General features: G+C 68.7%; 16 protein-coding genes. 13 read left to right on the plus strand and 3 right to left on the minus strand.

Going from position 1 to position 14,111, the window contains the following annotated elements:
- The first annotated feature begins 60 nt into the window (after positions 1-60).
- The 6 genes from FZ033_RS13440 to leuB all read left to right on the plus strand — a co-directional run bounded on the left by FZ033_RS13440 (position 61) and on the right by leuB (position 5,323).
- Positions 61-492: a GlcG/HbpS family heme-binding protein gene (locus FZ033_RS13440; RefSeq protein ID WP_149576632.1), complete on the plus strand. Its 432-nt coding sequence runs from the start codon at positions 61-63 to the stop codon at positions 490-492.
- A 133-nt stretch (positions 493-625) separates the two neighbouring features.
- Positions 626-1,867 (plus strand): bifunctional glutamate N-acetyltransferase/amino-acid acetyltransferase ArgJ, encoded by a 1,242-nt coding sequence (gene argJ / locus FZ033_RS13445; protein ID WP_149576633.1) that lies wholly within the window; start codon positions 626-628, stop codon positions 1,865-1,867.
- Positions 1,864-2,268, plus strand: coding sequence for a (deoxy)nucleoside triphosphate pyrophosphohydrolase (locus FZ033_RS13450; protein WP_149576634.1), 405 nt, complete (start codon positions 1,864-1,866; stop codon positions 2,266-2,268). The genes argJ and FZ033_RS13450 overlap by 4 nt, the downstream gene beginning before the upstream one ends.
- A gap of 10 nt (positions 2,269-2,278) precedes the next feature.
- Entirely contained in the window at positions 2,279-3,133 is an 855-nt protein-coding gene (gene yddG / locus FZ033_RS13455) for an aromatic amino acid exporter YddG (RefSeq protein WP_149576635.1), read from the plus strand.
- Positions 3,134-3,162: 29 nt separating this feature from the next.
- A complete protein-coding gene (locus FZ033_RS13460; RefSeq protein WP_149576636.1) occupies positions 3,163-4,029 on the plus strand; it encodes an SDR family NAD(P)-dependent oxidoreductase in 867 nt (288 codons plus the stop codon).
- A gap of 181 nt (positions 4,030-4,210) precedes the next feature.
- A complete protein-coding gene (leuB, locus tag FZ033_RS13465) occupies positions 4,211-5,323 on the plus strand; it encodes a 3-isopropylmalate dehydrogenase (RefSeq protein WP_149576637.1) in 1,113 nt (370 codons plus the stop codon).
- Positions 5,324-5,471: 148 nt separating this feature from the next.
- On the opposite strand, the gene FZ033_RS13470 is transcribed toward leuB, so the two are convergent.
- Complete coding sequence (locus FZ033_RS13470) at positions 5,472-5,813, minus strand: rhodanese-like domain-containing protein (RefSeq protein WP_149576638.1); 342 nt, start codon at positions 5,811-5,813, stop codon at positions 5,472-5,474.
- Positions 5,814-6,118: 305 nt separating this feature from the next.
- Between FZ033_RS13470 and FZ033_RS13475 the strand changes: the two genes are divergently transcribed.
- The 3 genes from FZ033_RS13475 to FZ033_RS13485 all read left to right on the plus strand — a co-directional run bounded on the left by FZ033_RS13475 (position 6,119) and on the right by FZ033_RS13485 (position 9,011).
- A complete protein-coding gene (locus tag FZ033_RS13475; protein WP_149576639.1) occupies positions 6,119-6,439 on the plus strand; it encodes a glycine zipper domain-containing protein in 321 nt (106 codons plus the stop codon).
- 224 nt (positions 6,440-6,663) lie between these two features.
- Positions 6,664-7,623, plus strand: a complete 960-nt coding sequence (gene meaB, locus FZ033_RS13480; RefSeq protein ID WP_149576640.1) for a methylmalonyl Co-A mutase-associated GTPase MeaB — start codon at positions 6,664-6,666, stop codon at positions 7,621-7,623.
- Between the two features lie 224 nt (positions 7,624-7,847).
- A complete protein-coding gene (locus FZ033_RS13485) occupies positions 7,848-9,011 on the plus strand; it encodes a cell wall hydrolase (protein ID WP_210247890.1) in 1,164 nt (387 codons plus the stop codon).
- A gap of 124 nt (positions 9,012-9,135) precedes the next feature.
- Here FZ033_RS13485 and FZ033_RS13490 read toward each other — a convergent pair whose 3' ends face one another.
- Positions 9,136-9,753: a YqgE/AlgH family protein gene (locus FZ033_RS13490; protein ID WP_149576641.1), complete on the minus strand. Its 618-nt coding sequence runs from the start codon at positions 9,751-9,753 to the stop codon at positions 9,136-9,138.
- 159 nt (positions 9,754-9,912) lie between these two features.
- Between FZ033_RS13490 and FZ033_RS13495 the strand changes: the two genes are divergently transcribed.
- Both FZ033_RS13495 and FZ033_RS13500 read left to right on the plus strand, forming a co-directional pair.
- Complete coding sequence (locus FZ033_RS13495; protein ID WP_149576642.1) at positions 9,913-10,764, plus strand: protein-disulfide reductase DsbD domain-containing protein; 852 nt, start codon at positions 9,913-9,915, stop codon at positions 10,762-10,764.
- 107 nt (positions 10,765-10,871) lie between these two features.
- Positions 10,872-11,357, plus strand: a complete 486-nt coding sequence (locus FZ033_RS13500) for a peroxiredoxin (protein WP_149576643.1) — start codon at positions 10,872-10,874, stop codon at positions 11,355-11,357.
- A gap of 95 nt (positions 11,358-11,452) precedes the next feature.
- Here the strand turns inward: FZ033_RS13500 and FZ033_RS13505 are convergent, their stop codons facing one another.
- Positions 11,453-11,659, minus strand: coding sequence for a YdcH family protein (locus tag FZ033_RS13505; RefSeq protein ID WP_138401301.1), 207 nt, complete (start codon positions 11,657-11,659; stop codon positions 11,453-11,455).
- 304 nt (positions 11,660-11,963) lie between these two features.
- Here FZ033_RS13505 and FZ033_RS13510 point away from each other — a divergent pair, with 304 nt between their 5' ends.
- Positions 11,964-12,143 carry a YdcH family protein gene (locus FZ033_RS13510; protein ID WP_012114619.1) on the plus strand — a complete coding sequence of 60 codons (180 nt, stop codon included), beginning with the start codon at positions 11,964-11,966 and terminating at the stop codon, positions 12,141-12,143.
- 133 nt (positions 12,144-12,276) lie between these two features.
- Positions 12,277-14,103, plus strand: a complete 1,827-nt coding sequence (locus tag FZ033_RS13515) for an ABC-F family ATP-binding cassette domain-containing protein (RefSeq protein ID WP_149576644.1) — start codon at positions 12,277-12,279, stop codon at positions 14,101-14,103.
- Positions 14,104-14,111: the final 8 nt, after the last annotated feature.

The raw sequence follows: 14,111 nt of genomic DNA on the forward strand, positions 1-14,111 counted from the left end.
CCAATTCCCGCGGCACCGGTCGAGCACCGGAGCTGAGACACAAGACTGAAAGGCCCCTTCATGTCGACAGAGAAAGCCGCCTTCACCCGTCCCGCCGTCCGGCTCACCCATGCCGGCGCGCTCGTCGCCCTCAACGCGGCGGTGGCGAAGGCGGAGGCCATGGGCGTGCCGCAGAACATCTCCATCGTGGACGAGGGCGGCAACCTTCTCGCCTTCGTGCGCATGGACGGGGCCAAGCTGCTGTCGCGGGAAACCTCCCTGTCCAAGGCCATCAGCGCCGCTTCCCACCGCCAGCCCACCAGCCGGCTTGATCCCGCGCTGGAATTGAAGCTCGCCATCGCCGCCGGCGGGCGGCTGACCAACCTGGAGGGCGGCTTCCCCATCATTCTCGACGGGGTGTGCGTGGGCGGCATCGGCGTCGGCTCCGGCAAGGGCGCGGAGGACGTGGAGGTGGCGAAGGCGGCCCTGGCAGCCATCGGGGCGGAAGTTTAGGCAGCGCCAAGGAACGGGCATATGGTGCGGGCGCGCAGCTCTGGCGCGGGGCTGCGGCAACCGGCGCCATCGGCGCCCTTGCCTTGGCCCTGAAGCTGCGGCACACGAGACGCGCCATCACCGGGGAACAGCCATGTCGTCGACCATCTCTCCCCTCGCGCCCAAGTTCGTGCCCGAATTGCTGCCGGTGCCCGGGGTGAACTTCACCACCGCCGCCGCCGGCATCCGCTATCACGGGCGCACCGACGTCCTGGTCATGTCCTTCGTTCCGGGCACCACGGTGGCTGGCGTCACCACCAGGTCCCTGTGCCCCTCGGCGCCGGTGGAGTGGTGCCGCGAGCTGCTGAAGAAGGGCAAGGCCCGCGCCCTGGTGGTGAATTCCGGTAATGCCAACGCCTTCACCGGCCTGAAGGGCCGCGAGGCGACCCAGCTGACCGCCGAGATCGCCGGCGTGGCGCTGGGCTGCAAGACCTCGGAGGTGTTCCTTGCCTCCACCGGCGTCATCGGCGAGCCGCTGGACGCCACCAAGTTCGAGGGCGCGTTGACGGAGGCCGCCGGCCGCCTCGTGGACTGGCCCTGGCTCGACGCCGCCCGCGCCATCATGACCACCGACACCTTCCCCAAGCTCGCCACCGCCCAGGTGCTGCTGGGCGACGTGCCGGTGACCATCAACGGCATCGCCAAGGGCGCCGGCATGATCGCCCCGGACATGGCGACCATGCTTTCCTTCGTCTTCACCGATGCGCCCATCGCCGCCGGCGTGCTGCAGGACCTGCTCTCCAAGGGGGTGAAGAACACCTTCAACGCCGTCACCATCGACGGTGACACCTCCACCTCCGACACCCTGCTCCTGTTCGCCACCGGCGCCGCCAAGGCGCGCGGCGCGAAGACCGTGAAGAGCGCGGACGATCCGGCCCTGCGCGCCTTTCGCCACGCGCTGGTGGACCTGCTCGCCGACCTCGCCGAGCAGGTGGCCCGCGACGGAGAGGGCGCCCGCAAGCTGCTGCGTATCCAGGTGACCGGCGCGGTGTCGAAGAAGTCGGCGCGGCGCATCGCCATGTCCATCGCCAACTCGCCGCTGGTGAAGACCGCCGTGGCCGGCGAGGACGCCAACTGGGGCCGCGTGGTCATGGCCGTGGGCAAGGCCGGCGAGCCCGCCGACCGCGACCGCCTCACCATCTCCTTCGGCGACTATCGCGTCGCCCACGAAGGCGCGCGCGACCCTGATTATGACGAGGCCGTGGTCTCCCACTACATGAAGAACGACGTGATCGACCTGTTCGTGGACCTCGGCCTCGGCCGCGGCTCCGACCGGGTGCTCACCTGCGACCTCACGAAGGAATACGTGGCGATCAACGGGGATTATCGCTCGTGAAGATCACCCTCGTCGCCGCCTGCGCCCTGGTGGACGCGGACGGCCGCGTGCTTGTCGCCCAGCGGCCGGAGGGCAAGGCCCTTGCCGGCCTCTGGGAGTTTCCCGGTGGCAAGGTGGAGCCGGGGGAGCGGCCCGAGGCGACGCTGATCCGCGAACTGGACGAGGAACTGGGCATCACCGTCAAGGAAGCCTGCCTTGCCCCGCTCACGTTCGCGAGCCACGGCTACGAGACCTTCCACCTGCTGATGCCCCTGTGGATCTGCCGCCGCTGGGAGGGCACTATCCAGCGCAAGGAGCATCAGGCACTGCAATGGCTGCGCCCCGGCCGCCTGCGCGACATCCCCATGCCTCCCGCCGACGAGCCGCTGATCCCCGCCCTCATCGACCTGCTCGGCCCCTGAACCACCCACCATGACCTCTGCCGTCGCCACCCGCATCGGCCTGCTCGCCATCCTGCTGTGGGCGACTCTTGCCGTCCTCACGGCGGCGACGGGACAGGTACCGCCGTTCCTCCTCACAGCGCTGACTTTCGCCATCGGCGGCGCGGTAGGCCTGGGAGCGGCGCTGGCCGGCCCGGGGCTGGGCGTGCTGAAGCAGCGACCGCTGGCCTACCTGCACGGCGTGGGCGGGCTGTTCGGCTACCATTTCCTCTATTTCACCGCGCTGAAATGGGCACCGGCGGCGGAAGCCGGGCTGATCGCCTATCTGTGGCCCCTGCTCATCGTGCTGCTCTCCGCCTTCCTGCCGGGGGGCGGGCTGCGCCGCGTCCATGTGATCGGCGCGCTCATGGGCTTTGCGGGAACGGTGGTGCTGCTGTTGGGGAAGGGCGGCTTTACCGGCGTCGAGATGCGCTTTGCGCCGGGCTATCTCGCCGCCTTCGCCTGCGCCTTCATCTGGTCGTCCTATTCGGTGGCGTCCCGCCATTTCGCCGACGTGCCGACCCAGGCGGTGGCCGGCTTCTGCCTCGCCACGGCGGTGCTGGCAGGCCTGTGCCATCTGGCGCTCGAGCACACCGTATGGCCGTCCGGCGCGCTGGAATGGGCGGCGGTGGCGCTGCTGGGCCTCGGCCCGGTGGGGCTTGCCTTCTACACCTGGGACATCGGCATGAAGCGCGGCGACGTGCGCCTTCTGGGCGTCGCCTCCTATGCCGCGCCGGTTTTGTCCACGCTGCTGCTGGTGGCGACGGGCTTTGCCGCGCCCTCCTTGTCGCTGGCGCTGGCCTGCGCCCTCATCGTCGGGGGAGCCTTCGTCGCCACGCGGCGTTGAGGTCACGTCCCTACTGAAGGAGAACAGCCATGGCTGGTCCCGTGACTACCCATCCCGCCCTCACTCCCGGTGCCGTGGCGGTCGTGACCGGCGGCGCCTCTGGCATCGGTCTCGCCGCTGCTGAGCGGTTCGCCGCGCTAGGCATGAAGGTCGCCATCGCCGACCTGCCGGGGAAAAAGCTGGAGGCCGCCGCCGCCGGCCTCGCCGGCATCGCAACCGGCGGGGCGGCCGATATCCTCGCCGTCGCGACAGACGTGAGCGAATTGTCCGACATCGAGCGGCTCGAAGCCGAGGTGGCGGGCCGCTTCGGCGGCACCGACGTGCTGCTGAACAATGCCGGCATCCAGCCCGGCAGCGCCCTGTTCGGCCCGCTGGAGAATTGGGAGAAGGTGATCGCGGTGAACCTGTGGGGCATCATCCTCGGCTCCCGCGTGTTCGGGCCGAAGATGATCGCCCGCGGACGGCCGGGGCTCATCGTCAATACCGGCTCCAAGCAGGGCATCACCACCCCGCCGGGGGACCCGGCCTACAATGTCTCCAAGGCCGGGGTGAAGGTGTTCACCGAGGCCCTCGCCCACGAATTGCGCAACATCGAAGGCTGTGCCGTCACCGCCCACCTGTTCATTCCCGGCTTCGTCTTCACGCCGCTGGCGGCGGTTGGGCGCACCGAAAAGCCGGCCGGGGCCTGGACGGCGGAACAGACCGTGGATTTCATGCTGGAGCGCCTCCAGGCCGGCGATTTCTACATCCTGTGCCCGGACAATGACGTGACCCGCGCCCTCGACCAGAAGCGCATCGCCTGGGCGGCGGGGGACATCATCGCCAACCGGCCGCCCCTGTCGCGCTGGCACAAGGATTACGCCGCGGCCTTCGCCACCTTCGTGAAGGGCGACTGACGCCGCATTGCAGCAACGATCTTGCGCCGGCGCCCTTGCGCTTCAGGAGGCGAGGCCGTAGCACTCCGCGCCGGAACCGCCGCCTTCAGGGTGGCGACAGCGGCAACGCGGATCGAGGTCCTGACGACTCGACAGCCGCAGGCCCAGAAGAACGCACAAGAGAACTCCAAGGACACGACCCATGGCCACCCACAAGCTGCTCCTCCTCGCCGGCGACGGCATTGGCCCCGAAGTGATGGCCGAGGTGAAACGGGTGGCCGCATGGCTCGATCAGGCGGGCCTCGCATCCTTCGCCATCGAAGAGGACCTGGTGGGCGGCTGCGCCTATGACGCGCACGGCGCCGCCATCTCCGAGGACGCCATGGTCCGCGCCAAGGCTGCGGACGCGGTGCTGCTCGGCGCCGTGGGCGGCCCCAAGTGGGCGAGCGTGCCCTATGAGGCGCGCCCCGAGGCGGGCCTGCTGCGCCTGCGCAAGGACCTGCAGCTGTTCGCCAATCTGCGCCCGGCCATCTGCTATCCGGCGCTGGCCGATGCCTCCTCCCTCAAGCGCGAGGTGGTGGAGGGGCTCGACATCCTCATCGTGCGCGAGCTGACCGGGGGCGTCTATTTCGGCGAGCCCAAGACCATCATCGACCTTGGCAACGGCCAGAAGCGCGCCATCGACACCCAGGTCTACGACACCTACGAGATCGAGCGCATCGCGGCCGTGGCCTTCGAGCTGGCCCGCACCCGCCGCAACAAGGTGACCTCCTCCGAGAAGCACAACGTGATGAAGTCCGGCGTGCTCTGGAAGGAGGTGGTCACCGCCCTCCACGAGCGCGCCTACAAGGACGTGGAGCTGGAGCACAATCTCGCCGATTCGCTGGCCATGCAGCTGGTGCGCTGGCCCAAGCAGTATGACGTGATCGTCACCGACAACCTGTTCGGTGACATCCTCTCCGACATCGCCGCCATGCTCACCGGCTCGCTGGGCATGCTGCCCTCCGCCTCGCTGGGAGCGGCCGATCCGGTCACCGGCAAGCGCGCGGCGCTGTACGAGCCGGTGCACGGCTCGGCGCCGGACATTGCCGGCAAGGGCATCGCCAACCCCATCGCCATGATCGGCTCGCTGGCCATGGCGCTGCGCTATTCGTTCAACCAGGGCGAGGTGGCGGACCGCATCGACCAGGCCATCGCTGGCGTGCTGGCCTCCGGCAAGCGCACCGGCGACATCGCCGGCCCGGGCACCGAGACCATCGGCACCCAGGACATGGGCAAGGCCATCATCGCCGAGCTCGACGCCGCCACAGCCTGACCGGGGTTCGAATAAGCCCGCGCGGCGCTTGAGCGACACCCTCTCGGCACCGGTCAAAGACCGGGGCCGTTGGTCGTACTCAACGAAAACGCGCCGTCCGGGGGCCGGGCGGCGCGTTTTTCGTTTCGGATCTGAAGGCCTGCGCGGCTCAGCCGCGTTCCACCTCGAAGCCGGCTTCGCGCCAGCCGATGATGCCGCCCTTCATGTGCTCCTCGTACGGCAGGCCCGCCTTCTGGGCGTAGGCCGCGGCCTGCTGGGAGCGCTGGCCCGAGCGGCAGGAGAAGACCAGGCGCTTGCCCGCCGGGTCGGGCAGGGCGGCGGGGTCGAACTTGCTCAGCGGAAAGGGCGTGGCGCCCGGAATGCGCTCGGCCTGGATCTCGTTCGCCTCGCGCACGTCCACGAGAATGATGGTGCCGTCGGCGAGGCCCTGACGGACCTCTGCCGGCGAAAGATGCGTGATGGTCCCGCCGAAGGGGTTGCGTTCGCTCATGAATGACTGTCCTGGGAACGAGGGTGCCGGAGCCTGCACCGAACCCGCCTCGCGATGCAAGAGCCGTTCCGGGCAGTGCAGTATTCCGTCCCGCTTCGGCAGGCGCCAGTGACGAGGTATTATAATACATTATACCCCCCGGGGGCGCGCGGCCCTTTACGCCGGGGGGCAGGGGATGCAGAACGGTTGCGAAGCTGCATGTCGGCCTAACGTCCCGCTCATCTGGCGTTCATGTTGGCTTTGCTAGATCAGCGTCCATCGCAGCACGCCATCGGCGAGATCCGGTGGCTGCGGAAAGGAAGACAATGACCATCCGTTCCGGCCTCGCCCTGGCCCTTGCCGTCGCCACCTTCGCCGGCACCGTGGCACCCGCCGCGGCGCAGAACAGCACGGTGGGCGGCGCGCTCATCGGCGGCACGGCAGGCGCGCTCATCGGCGGCGCCGCCACCGGCTCGGCGGGTGGCGTTGCGGCGGGTGCCATCATCGGCGGCACCACCGGCGCCATCATCGGCAACCAGCAGGACCGCAACCGGAACCGCGCCTACTACTTCTGGGGCAATGACGGCCGCTGCTATCTGCGCCAAAGCAATGGTGCGGTGGTGCGCGTGTCCCGCGGCAACTGTTGATTTCAACTATTCACGGCTGTTGATCGGTTCCGTTCCCCCGCACGGATCCGATCAGTGGGAGAGGCGCCGGCCCTGGCCGGCGCCTTTTTCCGTTGCGCGACTGGATTCCAAAGGTCCAGCTTGCATCGCAAGCGGATCGGCGCCCGCCCTTTCCTCAAGTTCAGAGGGCGATTCACCGCGCAAATTGGTTCAATTTGCCCGGATCGCGCTCTAGACTTGCCGCCATGCTGTCTGCTCCCTCCGCCGCCGCCCAGCCGTCCATGCTCGATCTCGACAGCCTGCGCACGGGCGGAAAACGCGTGGTGGCGCGCGCCTTGGCCTTGATCGAGACCGCGCGTGGCGCGCCCGACCTCGTCGCCCTGCTCGATCAGGCGGCGCAGGCCGGCAAGGCCCATGTGCTGGGGCTGACGGGGCCACCCGGCGTGGGCAAATCCACCCTCACCAATGCCCTGGTGCAGCGCGCCCGTGCCGCCGGCCGCACCGTGGCGGTGCTGGCGGTGGACCCGTCCTCCCGGCGCACCGGCGGCGCCCTGCTGGGCGACCGCGCCCGCATGAAGACCGACCCGGAGGACCGCGGGGTGTTCGTGCGGTCCATGGCCGCACGTGACCGCCTCGGCGGCCTGTCGGACGATTCGGTGGCGGCAGTGGTCCTGCTGCGCGCCATCTACGATCTGGTGATCGTGGAAACCGTGGGCGTCGGCCAGTCCGAGGCGGACATCTCCCTCGTCGCCGACACAGTGGTGCTGTGCATCCAGCCGGCCTCCGGCGACAGCCTGCAATTCATGAAGGCGGGCGTCATGGAACTGCCCGACATCATCGTCGTCACCAAGGCCGACATGAAGGAGGTCGCGCGCCGGGCGGCCTCGGAAGTGGCTGGCGCGCTTTCACTTTCCGGCTCCGGCGCGGCGGGCTGGACGGTCCCGGTCATCCGCCTGTCCGCGGCGACAGGGGAGGGGCTGGAGGCGTTCGACGATGCGGTTTCGCGCCATCTCGCCTTCATGGACGAGGACGGGCGGCGCGCCGCGCACCGGGCCGCGCAGGAGGAAAAATGGGTGGAGGAGGCCGTGCGCGTGCGCTTCGGCACCCATGGCCTTGCCCGCGCCCGTCGCCTAGTGCTCGGTGCCAAAACACCGTTCGCCCGCGAGGCGGAACTCGCGACGCTGTTAACCTCCGGGCAAGGCTGATTGGACAATGCTCTTGCGTGTCACCGCCGGGCAACGCCCCGGCGCCCCATTAGGGACACGATGACACGTCAAGGGCAGGAGCCATGGAGTTTCGCCGAGATCGAGGGACGAGCATCAGGCGGATCGCGTCGCCTGTCCTGCTTGCCGCCGCTTTCGCCGCCGTGCCGCCCGCAATCGCCGGGGCGGATGGCGCCGATTCCCGTTCATCTGCCAGCGGGCTCGTCATGCTGGCCGCGCCGGCGCGGGCGCTCAAGGTCAGCACGCTGGACCTGCCCCAGCCCATCGGCACCGGCCTGCCCGAGCCGCGCGTGGTGTTCAACGACGCGCCGCGGGTGATCCGGCCGGGGGCGGCCATCGTCACCGCCTCGTTCACCGATGTGGCCGTGCCCCCGGAGGCATTCAGGGCCGCCGCCATCGCCGGTGCGCCGGTGGCGGATGACCCGACCCCGCCGAACCCCGCGGCTGTGGCCTCGGCGTCGGATGACGACGCCTTCGCCTATCCCCCGCCGCTGGTTCTCGACGCCGAGGATGTGCCCGTACGCACCGGGCCGAGCCAGCCCCACCTCGAACTCGCCCTCGATTTGCTGCTGGAATTGCCGCTGATCCAGGACAATTCCGGCCCCATCGCCGAGGATGCCTCCTTCGGCCCTGATTTCGGCGCCGTGCGCGAGAGCGACGGCGCTCCCGCCGCGGAGGTGCCGCCCGCCGCGCCCATCGAAGAGGCCGACGCGCAGCCGGCGCTCCATCACGATCCGGTGGCGGTGTTCAGCCGCGATCCCGACGTGTTCCCGGCGCTGGCGTTCGAATATCACGCCCTGGCCGAGCAGGGCTTCGTGCCGCTGCCGGCCCCGCGCCCCACCGGCGCGGTTGAGATCGCCACCAGCGCCGGCGCCGAGGCGGTGGAAGCGGCCGAGGATGGCGAGCGCGACGGCATCTGGCCCTCGCCCGCCCAGCGCCTCAGCCTTGCCGGCGAACAGCTGGCGCGGGCGCAGAAGTGCCTGGCGGAAGCCATCTATTTCGAAAGCCGGGGCGAGCCCAAGCGCGGGCAGGTGGCGGTGGCGCAGGTCATCGTCAACCGGGTGTTCTCGGGTTACTACCCCAACGATGTGTGCGGCACCGTCTACCAGAACGCCCACCGGCACCTGGCCTGCCAGTTCACCTTCGCCTGCGACGACGTGCGCGACGTGGTGCGCGAGCCGGACATGTGGGTGCAGGCGAAAGACATCGCCGCCGACATGCTGGACGGCAAATTGTGGCTCACCAGCGTGGGCCGTGCCACCCACTATCATGCCTATTGGGTGCACCCGAGCTGGGTGAGGGAGATGCGCAAGCTCGACCGCATCGGCGTGCACACCTTCTACCGCCCCCGCCGCTGGGGCGAGGGCTGAATACATCTGGCCGGTGAGCTTCACACACCAGCCAATAATCCAAGCCCGCGTGGCGGTTGAGCGTCGCCGTCTCGGCGCCGGTCAAGGACCGGTGCCGTTGGCATAATTGCCGGCCATGCCGGCGTCAGGCGTGGCCGGCCTCGCTGGAAAGCATGCCGGGATCGATTCCCAGCTTCCGCAAGGCGTGGTTGTACTTGGTGTCCACCACGTCGCCGAAGATGAGATCCGAATCAGCCGGGCAGTTTAGCCAGCCGTTGGCCTGGATCTCGGTCTCCAACTGTCCGGGCGCCCATCCGGCATAGCCCAGCGCCAGCACGGCACTGCGCGGCCCGCGACCGCCGGCAATGGCCTTCAGGATGTCCAGCGTCGCCGTCAGGCAGATGCCGTCGTCGATGGGCAGGGTGGAGTTCTCGACGAAATAGTCGGCCGAGTGCAGCACGAAGCCGCGCCCGGTCTCCACCGGCCCGCCGCGCAGGACTTTGACCGCCCCGGCGCTCTTGGGCAGCAAGATGCGCTCGGAGGAGGGGATCACGTCGAGCTGGACCAGGAGGTCGGTGAAGTCGATGTGGCTCGCCGGCTGGTTCACCACGATGCCCATGGCCCCCTCTGCCGAGTGGGCGCACAGATAGACGAGGGTTCGTGCGAACTGCTCGTCGCGCATGGTCGGCATGGCAATGAGCAACTGCCCGTCGAGGAAGCTCGAACCCCCACTTGGGACGTTGGGTTTCTGGCTCGCAATCATCTTTGAAGGGTACCGCGCATCCGGGCTTTTGGAAATGCGAATTGAGCGCGTCGTCACCGGGCGCGGGTGCAAAATCGGTCTTGTCTGCCCCTCGCGTGTCACACGCTTGTGCTCGCGGGGGGCTTTGCGCGCCGCCGCGGAGAGGCTACCCGCTGGGGCATGATCTTGCTGCGCACCTTTGCCGAAAGCGGCCGCTTGGGGCTTGCTGTCCTGTCCCTGTCGGGCCTGTTGCTCTCCGCTCCGGCGGCGCGGGCGGAAGCCCTCGCCAAGGTTTCTGGAGCCGAGGTGGAGCTTCTGGCCGGCGCGGTGTCCGGTGCCCAGGTGGATGCCGGCATCGAGGTGCGCCTCGCGCCCGGCTGGAAAACCTACTGGCGCTATCCCGGCGACAGCGGGGTGCCCCCGGCTCTGTCCTTCGAAGGCTCGCAGAACGTGGCGGGCGTCACCATCGCGTGGCCGGCCCCGAAGCGCTTTGCCGATGGCGGCGGCGGCTTCTCCATCGGCTACAAGGGCGCGGTGCTGTTCCCGCTGAAGGTTCAGTTGGCCGATCCCGGCAAGCCGGCGCGGCTCCAGCTCGCGTTCGATTTCGCCGTGTGCGAGGCCCTGTGCATGCCGGCGAAGGTGGACCTCTCCCTGGTCATCGATGCCGCCGGCGGAGCGGATGCGGCGCGCATCGCCACCGCCCGCGCCACCCTGCCGACGCCGCAGGCGCTGGGCGCAGGCGATGCGCCCTCGGTGCGGTCCGTCGCGCTCGACACCACGACCACGCCGCGCCGTCTCGTCATCGAGGTGAAGACGGCGAACCCCAAGGCCGACCTGTTCGCCGAGGGCCCCGACGCGCACTGGGCCCTGCCGCTGCCGCAGAAGACCGCGCTGCCCGACGGGGCCGCCCGCTTCGTGGTGCCGCTGGAAGGCGTGCCTTCGGGCGTGGACCCGGCGGGCGCGCTCATCACCTTCACGCTGGTGGACGGTCCGAAGGCGGTCACCACCACGGCACCCGTGCCGTCGCCCTGAGCGGGCTGTCCGGCCTGCCGCTCGGGCCTCCCAGCGCGCTTTTCTCCTCCGTAAAACCCCGTATTGTCGGCGCGGGCCGGAACGGCCTGTGACTGTCGGAGAAAACGATGCCCATTTCGGTCGGCGATAAACTGCCCAACGCCACCTTCCGCGTTCCCACCGAAGACGGCCCCGTGCCGAAGACCACCGACGAGATCTTCAAGGGCAAGAAGGTGGTGCTGTTCGCGGTGCCGGGCGCCTTCACGCCCACCTGCCACAAGAACCACCTGCCGGGCTACGTGCACGAGGCCGACGCCATCAAGGCCAAGGGCGTGGATGCCATCGCCGTGGTCTCGGTGAACGATCCCTTCGTCATGAGCGCCTGGGAGAAGGCCTCCGGCGCGGACGGCAAGATCGTGTTCCTGTCCGATCCGGACGCGTCCTTCGCCACTGCCCTGGACCTCACCTTCGACGGCTCGGCCGCCGGCCTCGGCGTGCGCTCCAAGCGCTATTCCATGGTGGTGGAGGATGGCGTGGTGACGAGCCTCAATGTGGAGGACGTGCCCTCAAAGGCCGACATTTCTGGCGCGACCGCCCTGCTGGCACAGCTCTGAGAGCCTCCACGCCGCCTTGACCCTCCGGCCTGGCCGGAGGGGCTCACCAGGCGATGCCGGCCTCAGTTCGGCGCGGCGCAGGCTTCGCCTCAGGCTCAGGCGATGATGTCCGGGAACAGCTGGTCTTCCACCTGGCTGATGCGGTCCTTGAGCTGCAGCTTGCGCTTCTTCAGCCGCTGGATCTGCAACACGTCCGAGCCGGACACCGCCAAAAGTGCGTCGATGGCGGTGTCGAGGTCGCGATGCTCCTGCTTCAGCCGCTCCAGATGGATCCTGAGGTCCCGTTCGTCGTCGCTCGTCATTCCCACATCCGTCACCGGCAGGCTCGCCATTCACATCCGCGGGAGCATCGCGCCGAGCGGCGCCGGCAGACCCCCGTGGACACAAATACGCGACCCCGCTGCCGCATCGCCGAGGCCCTGGAAAAACCGTCGCTTCCCAAAGTTGAAACAGGGCCGCCGCCCTTCCCCCGAATTTCGTACTGACTATGGCACGCGCTTGCCGCGCTGCAAGATGGGAGCTTGCCGGAAGGGCGAGAAAGGCAATCGACTCTTCGTCGGCTCCGTGACAGACTGATGTCGTGTTGCAGACAGGGAGTGGCTTAGAATGTCCATCCAGTCGCACCTTCAGGAGTTGAAGCGGCGCCACCAAGCCATTGAGCAGGAACTCAATCGCGAACTTGCCCATCCGGCTTCCGATCCCGTTCGTATTGCCGAGTTGAAGCGCAAGAAACTGGTCCTTAAGGACCAAATGACCAAGATCAACGGATCTTCCACCCTACATTGATGGTTCGACGGAACGTCACCGGCCGGGCGGTTGTGTCCGGGCGGTGCGTTTCGCGCGTCCCAGGAACCGAGCTGAGCGGCGGGCGCCGCAGCAACCCTTTGCGTTCCGGCGCCGGGGGCTTTAATCCGGCGCCATGGCTCCTCCCCTCGTTCTCCTCCAGGACATCCATCTGCGCTTCGGCGCGACACCCCTGCTCGACGGGGCGGAACTTTCTGTTTCTGCCTCCGAGCGCGTGTGCCTTGTCGGGCGCAACGGTTCCGGCAAGTCGACGCTGCTGAAGGTAGCGGCGGGCATGGTGGCGTCGGATTCCGGCTCCCGATTCTTCCAGCCCGGCACCACCGTGCGCTATCTGCCGCAGGAGCCCGATTTCTCCGGCTATCCCACCACCTTGGCCTATGTGGAGGCGGGGATGGGACCGGGGGATCAGGAATATCGCGCCCAATACCTGCTCGACGAGCTCGGCCTGACGGGCCGCGAAGATCCGTCCAACCTCTCCGGCGGCGAGGCGCGGCGGGCCGCGCTCGCCCGCGTCATCGCGCCGGAGCCGGACGTGCTGCTCCTCGACGAGCCCACCAACCACCTCGACCTGCCAGCCATCGAATGGCTGGAAAGCGAGCTGAGGGGGCTGCGCTCGGCCATTGTCCTCATCAGCCATGACCGGCGCTTCCTGGAAACCCTCTCCCGCGCCACGGTCTGGCTGGAAAGGGGCCATACCCGGCGGCTCGAGCAGGGCTTTTCCGCCTTCGAGACCTGGCGCGACGAGGTGCTGGAGCAGGAAGAGACCGAGCGCCACAAGCTCGATCGCAAGATCGTCGCGGAGCTGGACTGGCTGCGCTACGGCGTCACCGCCCGGCGCAAACGCAACGTGCGCCGCCTCGGCCTGCTGCATTCCATGCGCAAGGACCGCCGCGAGGAGCGCCGCGCCGTCGGCAACGTGAAGCTCTCGGTGAGCGAGGCGGAAACGTCCGGCAAGCTGGTCATCGAGGCCAAGGGTATTTCCAAGTCCTACGGCGACCGGGCGGTGGTGAAGGATTTCTCCACCCGCATCCTGCGCGGCGACCGCATCGGCATCATCGGCCCCAATGGCGCGGGCAAGACCACCCTCATCAAGCTCTTGACCGGGGAACTCGCCCCCGACGGCGGCACGGTGAAGCTCGGCACCAACCTGGAGATCGCCAGCCTCGACCAGAAGCGCGCCGCGCTCGACCCGACCACCACGCTGAAGGATGCGCTCACCGGCGGCGGTTCGGACCAGGTGATGGTGGGCGGCCAGCCCAAGCACGTCATCGGCTATCTGAAGGACTTCCTGTTCTCCCCCGACCAGGCCAATGCGCCGCTCTCGGTGCTGTCGGGCGGCGAGCGCGGCCGGCTGATGCTGGCGCGGTCCCTGGCGCTGCCCTCCAACATGCTGGTGCTGGACGAGCCCACCAACGACCTGGATCTGGAAACCCTCGACCTGCTGCAGGAGATGGTGGCCGACTATCCCGGCACGGTGATCCTGGTGAGCCACGATCGTGACTTCCTCGACCGCACCGTCTCCAGCGTCATCGTGGCCGAGGGCGACGGCGTGTTCCGCGAGTATGCCGGCGGCTATTCGGACATGGTGACCCAGCGCGGTCGCGGCGTGGAGGCGCGGGACAAGGGCGCGCCGGTGGCGAAGGCCAAGGGCGCGGAAAGCAAAGGCACACCGGCGACGGCCGCCACGGCGCCGGGCAAAGACAAGCGCAAGCTGTCCTTCCATGAGCAGCACGCGCTGAAAACCCTGCCCAAGACCATGGCGACGCTCAAGGCCAAGGTGGAGAAGATCGCGGCTGAACTGGCGGACCCGGCACTCTACGCTCGCGATCCTGCCCGCTTCCAGAAGACCTCCGCCGCGCTCACCGAGGCCCAGGGCGCGCTGGATGCGGCGGAAGAAGAGTGGCTGCGGCTCGAAATCCTGAAGGAGGAGCTGGAGGGTTGAGCCAGCGT

It is taken from the genome of Xanthobacter oligotrophicus (assembly GCF_008364685.1).
GTDB lineage: Bacteria > Pseudomonadota > Alphaproteobacteria > Rhizobiales > Xanthobacteraceae > Xanthobacter > Xanthobacter oligotrophicus.